The sequence below is a fragment of the Rhizobium redzepovicii genome, from assembly GCF_019793435.1.
GTDB lineage: Bacteria > Pseudomonadota > Alphaproteobacteria > Rhizobiales > Rhizobiaceae > Rhizobium > Rhizobium redzepovicii.
On sequence record NZ_JAILYH010000044.1, the window covers coordinates 1 to 8,699 of the forward strand.

Annotated in this window: 7 protein-coding genes and 2 pseudogenes; 8 read left to right on the forward strand and 1 reads right to left on the reverse strand. The window is 57.9% G+C overall.

Going from position 1 to position 8,699, the window contains the following annotated elements; all coding sequences use genetic code 11:
• Positions 1-308 precede the first annotated feature (308 nt).
• From tnpA to K6N12_RS33365, 6 genes and pseudogenes are all read left to right on the forward strand, one after another.
• On the forward strand, positions 309-698 hold the full coding sequence (gene tnpA, locus K6N12_RS33340) for an IS66-like element accessory protein TnpA (protein WP_004675971.1): 390 nt from the start codon (positions 309-311) through the stop codon (positions 696-698).
• Positions 695-1,048, forward strand: coding sequence for an IS66 family insertion sequence element accessory protein TnpB (tnpB, locus tag K6N12_RS33345; RefSeq protein WP_018247174.1), 354 nt, complete (start codon positions 695-697; stop codon positions 1,046-1,048). Before tnpA ends, tnpB begins: the two co-directional genes overlap by 4 nt.
• 69 nt (positions 1,049-1,117) lie before the next feature.
• Positions 1,118-2,482: pseudogene (gene tnpC / locus K6N12_RS33350) on the forward strand (IS66 family transposase); the annotation flags it as partial.
• A 305-nt stretch (positions 2,483-2,787) separates the two neighbouring features.
• A complete protein-coding gene (locus K6N12_RS33355; protein ID WP_004675974.1) occupies positions 2,788-2,967 on the forward strand; it encodes a hypothetical protein in 180 nt (59 codons plus the stop codon).
• Positions 2,954-5,023: a recombinase family protein gene (locus tag K6N12_RS33360; RefSeq protein WP_004675975.1), complete on the forward strand. Its 2,070-nt coding sequence runs from the start codon at positions 2,954-2,956 to the stop codon at positions 5,021-5,023. The genes K6N12_RS33355 and K6N12_RS33360 overlap by 14 nt, the downstream gene beginning before the upstream one ends.
• Positions 5,024-5,051: 28 nt before the next feature.
• Positions 5,052-5,255: pseudogene (locus K6N12_RS33365) on the forward strand (transposase domain-containing protein); the annotation flags it as partial.
• A 175-nt stretch (positions 5,256-5,430) separates the two neighbouring features.
• Here K6N12_RS33365 and K6N12_RS33370 read toward each other — a convergent pair.
• On the reverse strand, positions 5,431-5,613 hold the full coding sequence (locus tag K6N12_RS33370) for a hypothetical protein (protein ID WP_004675977.1): 183 nt from the start codon (positions 5,611-5,613) through the stop codon (positions 5,431-5,433).
• Here K6N12_RS33370 and K6N12_RS33375 point away from each other — a divergent pair.
• Both K6N12_RS33375 and K6N12_RS33380 read left to right on the forward strand, forming a co-directional pair.
• A complete protein-coding gene (locus K6N12_RS33375) occupies positions 5,612-5,965 on the forward strand; it encodes a hypothetical protein (protein ID WP_018247177.1) in 354 nt (117 codons plus the stop codon). The genes K6N12_RS33370 and K6N12_RS33375 overlap by 2 nt on opposite strands.
• A 596-nt stretch (positions 5,966-6,561) precedes the next feature.
• The coding region (locus tag K6N12_RS33380; protein WP_312038664.1) for a hypothetical protein at positions 6,562-8,699 on the forward strand (2,138 nt) is incomplete at its 3' end.

Below are 8,699 nucleotides of genomic sequence, written 5' to 3' on the forward strand. Positions count from 1 at the left end.
CGCAACGGGTTCTGTCAGCAGCTACACCGCATATGGTTCCGTTGCCTGAGGCGGCGAAATCAGAAAGGCCGGCGGATGGATTGGTTGGAACCGGAAATCCTGACGGCACCCTTCACGCTGCATGTCCAACACATCACTCGAACTGCTTAAATGAAGGCCAATTTTAGCGGGCTCCGCATGGCAAGCGGCAAGCTGGCGAGCCTCTCAAGCCATGTGCCGGCCTTGTAACCGGTGTTCTGCTCCCACATTGCTCGCTGTCGCCTGATCTGTGATCGACGTTCCATGGACGAGCGACAAGGAGTTTCTCCATGGAGACTACGTTGGAGGTTCTCACGACGCGGCGGGGCCGACGTGAGGTTCATCGCCAATGGCCTGACGAGGTCAAGGCAAGGATCGTTTCGGAGAGCTTTCGACCGGGCGTGACGGTGAACGAAGTGGCGGAACGCTACGGTCTGAAGGCCAACCATCTGTCATCCTGGCGAACACTGGCGCGGCGGGGCAAGTTGGTTTTGCCTGAGCCGGAGGACGTAGTCGAATTCGCGGCCATGGTTGTCGAGACTCCCGCGCCGGAGCCGCCAGCCGCCAAGCAGACCTCCCGTGCCGAGATCGTCGTCGGTGCGGTCACCATCCGTCTTGAGGAAGGAGCATCTGCCACCCGGATCGCCGTTATCGCGCGTGTCCTGGCGGCCACGGCATGATCTTTCCATCGAACCGCGTACGGATCATGGTGGCGACCAAACCCGTGGATTTCCGCAAGGGGCATGACGGCTTGGCGGGACTGGTGAAGAACGAGCTGCACAAGGACCCGTTCACCGGAACGGTCTTCGTGTTCCGGTCGCGCAAGGCAGATCGGCTGAAGCTGATCTACTGGGATGGCTCCGGTATCGTCCTGGCCTACAAGAGGCTGGAAGAGCACACCTTCACCTGGCCCGGTATCAAGGATGGACTGATGACGCTGACCCACGCCCAGTTCGAAGCCCTGTTTGCAGGCCTCGATTGGCGGCGGGTTCATGCCGTCAAGACGAGAACGCCGGAGACCATCGAATAGCTGCGGCACGATGACTCAGGACGGCTAATTCCAAAGGCAAATGGGTGCGGGATTTGCTAGGTTCCGGCCATGCTGAACACCGCCGATCTTCCCGATGATGTGGCTGCCCTGAAGGCGATGCTGATCGCAGCCAAGGCACGCGAGGCAGGCAAAGACGCCCAGATGGCCCGCAAGGACGAGCGGATCGAGCGGCTTGAGAAGCTGGTCGCGGCCTTCAGGCAGGCAGCTTTCGGGCGCAAGTCCGAGAAGAGTGATCCTGACCAGTTCGATCTGGCACTAGAAGACTTGGAAACGGCCATGGCATCAATTCATGCCGAGGATGAGGCGGATACTCCTACCGGGAATAGGGCCATCAGGCCGCGCGCGATCAATCGGGGCTCCCTTCCAAAGCATCTTCCTCGTGTCGAAGAAGCGATCGAGCCGGAAAGCCTGATCTGCGCCTGCGGCGGTTGCCTGCATTGCATTGGCGAGGATGTCTCCGAGCGACTGGATATAGTCCCGGCGCAGTTCCGCGTCATCGTCACACGCCGCCCCAAATATGCGTGCCGTGCCTGCACCGACGGCGTTGCGCAGGCTCCGGCTCCGGCACGACTGATCCAAGCCGGCTTGCCGACGGAGGCGACCATCGCGCATGTGCTGGTGTCCAAATACGCCGACCATTTGCCGCTCTACCGGCAGGCTCAGATCATGAGCCGCCAGGGCATCGATCTCGACCGCTCCACGCTTGCCGATTGGGTCGGTCGGGCAGCTTTCGAACTGCGTCCGGTCTTCGACGCCTTGATTGCCGACCTGAAGCGCTCCACGAAGCTGTTCATGGATGAGACCCGTGCGCCAGTGCTTGATCCCGGTTCCCGTAAAACCAAGATCGGGTACTTCTGGGCGCTTGCTCGTGATGATCGACCCTGGGGCGGTGGTGGTCCACCAGGAGTCGCCTTCACCTACGCGCCCGGCCGTGGCGGGCAGCATGCTGAACGGATATTGCAGGGGTTCGCGGGCGTCCTTCAGGTTGACGGCTACGCCGGATATAATCGCCTGACTGCACCGGACCGCGTCGGTCCCAACATTCAGCTCGCCTATTGTTGGGCGCATGCGCGGCGCAAGCTGGTCGAGATCACCCGTACTGGCACAGCGCCCATTGCTGAGGAAGGCGTCAGGCGCATTGGTGAACTTTATCGCATCGAAGCTGAGTTGCGCGGTCTCAATCCCGAAGCTCGCCTTGCGGGAAGGCAAGAACGATCAGCACCGCTGATCGCGGACATGCGGACCTGGCTCACTCATCATCGTGCGCGTGTTGCTGGCAAGTCGCCACTTGGCGAGGCTCTCAACTATATTGCCAAATACTGGGATGGCCTGTGCATCTTTGTGGCTGACGGCCGCATCGAGATCGACAACAACAGTGTCGAGAGAACCATCCGACCGATAGCAATGCCCCGTTCATTCTGCCCATGTCGGCGATGAAGTCGAGGTTCACTATCGCTGGCATCCGTATTTTGGCCAGAGGGTTTCAATTCGCCGCGTCGAAGAACGAGCGACGGGTCGGTTTCTGAAGGTTTTGGGGCCGACAGGTGTCGTGGTCTCGATTTCGGGCTGGATGATTGATCCTGTGGTGTGCGGCGTCATGACCATGGGTCTTGCACGTGTCGATCTTGCGGCGCTGATCGAACTGAACAGGCTGGTCACCGGCGGCGACAAGCCTGCACTCTTCCGAGGTGGACGTAGAATCACTCAGGAGGAAGACGATGAGATCCCGCAATACGCTGGTGCCGGCGTCACGCCGGCAGCTCGACCTGATATTCAAACCTCGGACGCTCGACGGAGTGAGCGACAAGGACCGCAAGAAGGCGGTAGCAACTCTGGCTTGCCTGCTGATGCAGGCGGCCGGTCTGGTCGTCGAGGAGCTCAACGATGACCAGCACTGATTTGATTCCGACAGCGCTGCTCGCGCGCAAGGCCGTCGTTTATGTGCGGCAATCCACGCAGTCGCAGGTTATAACCAATCTGGAAAGCCAGCGACGGCAGTATGATCTTGTTGACATTGCGCGACAACGCGGCTTCAGCGACGTCGAGGTGATCGACGACGACCTGGGTCGCTCTGCCAGCGGAACGGTCGCGCGCCCCGGCTTCGATCGTCTTGTCGCCCTACTGTGCGCCGGCAAAGTTGGTGCCGTTTTCTGCTTCGACGCCTCACGGCTCGCACGCAACGGCCGCGACTGGCACCATCTGCTCGAACTATGCGGCCTCGTTGAAGCCCGCGTCATAGACCACGACGGCGTCTACAATCCGTGCCGGCCCAACGACCGTCTGTTATTAGGCATGAAGGGAAGTATCAGCGAGTTCGAATTGGGCGTGCTGAGAGCCCGCATGCTCGATGCCGCCAGATCCAAAGCGCGCCGTGGCGAATTGCGACTTTCCGTTCCGTTCGGCTACATCTGGCATCGCGAGGCCGGGCTCGGGCTCGATCCTGATCTGCGTCTGCAAGAGGTAATCCGATCCATCTTCACCCGCTTCCACGAGCTTGGAAGCGCGCGCCAGGTGCTGCTGTCGATGACGAAAGATCAGATTCACTTCCCTCGGCCCAGGGATGAAGGGCGCATGACCAACTTCGTATGGATCCCAGTCCGTTATCGCAATGTGATCGGCATCCTCAAAAACCCTTTCTACGCCGGCGTTTACGTCTATGGGAAGAGCGAGAAGCGGACTGCCATCGTCGATGGACGAGCTCGGCGCAGTTACGGGCACGGCAAGCCCGTCGGTACCTGGGAGGTGATGATCCGGGACCATCACGAAGGTTACATCAGTTGGGACGAATACGAGCGTAACCAACAGCAACTGGCGCTCAATAATTATGGCCGCTCGGGTGGGACTAAATCGGGCCGTGGCGGCAAAGCATTATTATCGGGTCTCCTAACTTGCGGACGGTGTGGGCGGCGGCTGAGTGTTGCCTATACGGGCAATCCGCAAAGCCCTGTCTATCGTTGCTACAAACAGAATCTGATGATGGGCTTGCCCCGTTGCATGACGTTCGGCGGCTCGAAGGTCGATGCGGCGGTTGCGCGCGAGTTGTTGCGCGCGGTAGAACCATTAGCGATCGAGGCGACTTTTGAAGCAGAGCGGATGCATCGGGAGCGACAGGAAGACCAGCGCCACATTCACGATTTGGAGCGACAACAGGCCCGCTACGAGGCTAGCCTCGCCGAGCGCCGCTATGCGGCATGCGATCCCGACAACCGCCTGATAGCTGCACAGCTTGAGAAGAATTGGGAAACGGCGCTACGCCGCGTCCGTGATCTGGAAGTGCGCAGGCCTGCCGAAAGTCCTTCAACCATCGAAGTTGACCCAGGCACTTTCGCAAACCTCGCCGACAATCTGCAGGCGGCCTGGGAGTCGCCGGATGTCACCATGCGCGTGCGCCAGCAACTGCTGCGTACATTGATCGCCGACATCGTTGTCGATGTTGATGATGAGGTGCGCGACGTGGTGCTGACCATCCACTGGAAAGGCGGTCAGCATTCGGAGCTCAAGGTTCGCAAGCCCCAGACGGGGGAACACGGGTGCGCCACAACGGAAGATGCTTTGGCAGTGATGCGGAGCATGGCAGGACGCTGGTCCGATGAACATATCGCCGCCTCGCTCAATCGAATGGGAATGCCCACGGGGCAAGGAAAAACCTGGACCGCACACCGGGTCGCTTCTGTAAGGCGCGTCCGCGCGATCCACGCGTACAAATCAGCCGGCAAAGATGGCGAATGGCTGACCATGACAGAAGCTGCGGCGGTTTTGGGCGTGACCAACCACCGAATACGCCACCTGATCAACACGAACGTGTTGTCTGCCGAGCAGGTGGTTCCCGGCGCGCCGTATCAAATCCGGGCCAGCGACCTGACTTCGGCGACCGTCCAAGCCGCGATAGCCCGAAAGGGCCGCCCGTGTCGCATTCCCGACACGGAGACGCTTCCAATGTTTACAGATACTTAAAGAGGGAGTGCACAATGACTCAGGTCCGGCGCTAAACCGGAAGAATGCTCTCTTCGCTGGTCATCACACCGGAGCTGAGAATTGGGCGACCATCGCCTCGCTGATCGAGACGTGCAAGCTCAATGCCGTCGATCCGTTTGCGTATTTGACCAGCACGCTCACCGCCATCGTTAACGGCCACAAGCAGAGCCAGATTGAGGGTCTCCTGCCGTGGAATTACCCGGCAGGGTGATAGGTGCGTAAAGGCGTCTGTCGGCCCGCAGCGATCATTCAAAAATCTAAAGTATATGGTCCTTGGTCTTGATGTCGCCGCCTATGCATATGCAAGCTGCTCGGTGAAGACTGCAACAGATGTTTTACGGCTGGATGCGATGCTGAGCCGTTAAGTGATCTCTTACTGGAATCGCTTAATAGTGTGCTTCCATCTCGGAGCGCCTCGTCTGATCAATGCCGTATACTCGAAGGACGCTCATTGCCTCATTGGTTTCGCTTCCGCTCATGGGATGCCAGGGCGAGAGTGCAACGGTCCGTTTTAAGGTGATCGCTTTGGCCACTGTCGACGGGCGGCCGGTCGAAAGTTCATCAGTCATGGAAGTTTCCTATTCGAAGGTGACACAGAGTCTGATCGGCAATGGGGGCACCACGCGGCTTTACGGCGAGGCTTTGATCTTCGATCTTGGGGGCAAAGGCACCGTATATATCCTGCCGATCCGCAGGCCTCCAAGCGGTAGCATAATTTACAATATTTATGAATTTAACGTACTGCGTACGTTCGGTGTTAAGAACAGCGTTGGAAGTTTGGCACCCGCTGACTTCGATACACTGCGGATCGCCAAAGGTCGTCGACCGTATAATGTTGACAACAGTCAGCTACCCACCTTTGTCGCCTTTGCCGATAAAGGGAATCCTAAACGGTTTACGAGATCGATCCCGCAAAGCTAGGGACGCGCTTCCCTGGTGTAGTTTTTAAGCGGCTTGATATTGAAATCACCGATGAGCCCTTGACTGCGAAGTTGAGAACGCGGCTGCCTTGGCTTAATTCATCTAAGCGTGTCTTCCAGAGTGATCCACCTGGACATCTACGGCCTATCGGCGAAAGGCCGGCCGATCGGCTTTGTGCTAACTAAGGATGATTTTTTTGGAGCTGGTAGCAGATGAGCCGCGACCAAGTAATGATTTCGATCTCACGTCATTCAGTGGTCAACGGGCAGCATAACTGCAATCGGCGCGAAGCTCCGTCTCGAACATGGCGACGCTATTCGAAACGGCATAAACCTAGTGGTCAAGGTGCGAGAGGGAGAGCGCTTACGCCGGCCTGATGGTCGAGTGCAGACGATTGTCGGCAGGCCGTCGCCATATAGCGTTCGGCCATGCCTTGAGGGCATGATTGGATCTGGGTTTAGCATGCTGGGCGGCGGCCGGCAGGCATTAGGATCGAGGTTCCAAATTTGATTTCCGGAGGACCGGCATCGATGTACCCAAGACGGAACCAGCCGCGCGATGACGATTCTCGCGAAGTAAGTGGGTGGATCGAAGACGTGACCGGAGCTTTCGAGACGGACGCCTGGATCGACGACTACTATTCAGAGAGCCGAGAGATGGAACAGGATCCGACCGACTTGCGCCTCGGTTCGCACGATAGTGACGCCGGCGACCGTGTGCCGCGTCGCAGTTCCGTGGGCGGTTCGATGCGAGTGACGCCGCAGTCGCTGGCGCCGGAGAGGGGTTCGGGGCAGCAAGACGTCGATGCCGCAACGGAGACTCACGTGGCCTCAACCAAGGTTCGCAAGCGTGGTCGCCCCGCCGACCGAGACATGCATCCTGATGACGAGACCCGTATCAACCAGTTCGCGGAAGCAGTCCGAAACTACGAAATTCTACCCGACGGTAGCATCGGCCGAGGGGACGGAAGGGTTCCCGAGGCTACCGTCGAGAACAATTTAGGGATTCTTAGGAGGTTCGCTCGTTGGCTCCGAGCAGCAAACAGAGATTCGATGGCTTCTCGGTTTTTAAACGATCCAGATTCACTAGCCGTTGATATCGCGGATTATTGGGCAAGCGGTGAGGACGATCAGAACCGTCTTAACTCAGCGCTGTCTCATTTCAGGAGGCTCGGACCTGAGGGGCAAGAACTCCAAGCCGTTGGAGCTGGGCCGCGCCTGATGGGCCGCCGAATTCATGATCCCTATCCCGATGACGCCCGCGTCATTGATAGCTTGGCCAAGGAAGAGCTGAGTAAGTTCGGACCGGTCTCGATTTCTCAGAAAAATGCCAGTAACCAACGAAAGTTTAGCGATTGGCTCAAAAGGGAGGGTAGGGGGAGCATAGTCAGCCGACTCACGGGTACTGATCAGCAGCAACGGTCGTTGCAGGAGGATTTTAGGAAATTTACCGAGGCCGAGGGAAAAGTGGTCGTGAGTTTCGATCGGCTGCGGCAGTATCTAGGCGCCGAGTCGCAGTTGAAACAGCATCATCCTTATCCCGACGACGCCCTCATGATTGATGGCTTGGCCAACGAAGAGCTGAGCAAGCTCGGACCGGACTCGACTTCCAAGAGGAAAGTTGTCCAGAATATGGCGATAAATCAACGGAGGTTTAGTGATTGGCTCCAAAAGAATGGTCGGGGGAGCATAAGCAGTCGCCTGACTGGCAGTGATGAGCAGCAACGGTCGTTGAAGGACGATTTTAGGGAATTTACTACTAACGTTGAAGTAAAAATAAGCGTGGGTTTCGATCGGCTGCGACAGTATCTAGGCGCTGAGTCGCAGTTGAAACAGCATGATCCTTATCCCGACGACACCCGCATGATTGATGGCTTCGCCAATGAAGAGCTGAGCAAGCTCGGACCGGACTCGACTTCCAAGAGGAAAGGCGTCTTGAATCTGGCCAGCAATCAACGGAGGTTTAGTAATTGGCTCCGAAAGAATGGTCGGGGGAGCATAAGCAGTCGCCTGACTGGCAGTGATGAGCAGCAACGGTCGTTGAAGGACGATTTTAGGGAATTTACTACTAACGTTGAAGTAAAAATAAACGTGAGTCTCGATCGGCTGCGGCAGTATCTAGGCGCTGAGTCGCAGTTGAAACAGCATGATCCCCATCCCGACGACGCCCTCATGATTGATAGCTTCGCCAACGAAGAGCTGAGTAAGCTCCGACCGGACTCGACTTCGCAGAGGAGAGTCGTCTGGAGACTGGCCAGCAATCAACGAAAGTTTAGTGATTGGCTGCAAACCAGGGGTAGGGAGAGCATAGCGAGCCGGCTCAACGGCAGTGATCAGCAGCAATGGTCGTTGAAAAAAGATTACCAAGACTTCACCGAAGACATGGGAAAACACACTATCTCTTTCAAGCGGCTTCGGCAGTACCAGCAAGTCGTTGAGGCGAACGCAGCGTCGGGGTTGTCCCCTGAGCAGGCAAGTGGCCGGGAACCGGCCGGTCTGGACGGCCGTTCGGATCCACGTGCCGAGTTCAGATCAACTTCGCCGCTGCAGCAGGTTGATCCATCGATCGAAGGCCGCAGCGGATTGTCGCTCGACCATACCGAATGGCTGGGCGACCAGCATATCCAGACGGATTATGAGCTGCTAATGCAGGACTTGCAGCGAAACGATCCGGATCTCGCCGCCAGGACGCGGCTTATCGATCCCCTGATAGCCCATTATCATCTGCGCCTGGG

Bases quoted from the DNA above. Each gene is read 5' to 3' on its own strand.
- tnpA (WP_004675971.1), top strand. From the start codon at position 309: ATGGAGACTACGTTGGAGGTTCTCACGACGCGGCGGGGCCGACGTGAG.
- tnpB (WP_018247174.1), top strand. From the start codon at position 695: ATGATCTTTCCATCGAACCGCGTACGGATCATGGTGGCGACCAAACCC.
- K6N12_RS33355 (WP_004675974.1), top strand. From the start codon at position 2,788: ATGAGATCCCGCAATACGCTGGTGCCGGCGTCACGCCGGCAGCTCGAC.
- K6N12_RS33360 (WP_004675975.1), top strand. From the start codon at position 2,954: ATGACCAGCACTGATTTGATTCCGACAGCGCTGCTCGCGCGCAAGGCC.
- K6N12_RS33375 (WP_018247177.1), top strand. From the start codon at position 5,612: ATGGAAGTTTCCTATTCGAAGGTGACACAGAGTCTGATCGGCAATGGG.
- K6N12_RS33370 (WP_004675977.1), bottom strand. From the start codon at position 5,613: ATGACTGATGAACTTTCGACCGGCCGCCCGTCGACAGTGGCCAAAGCG.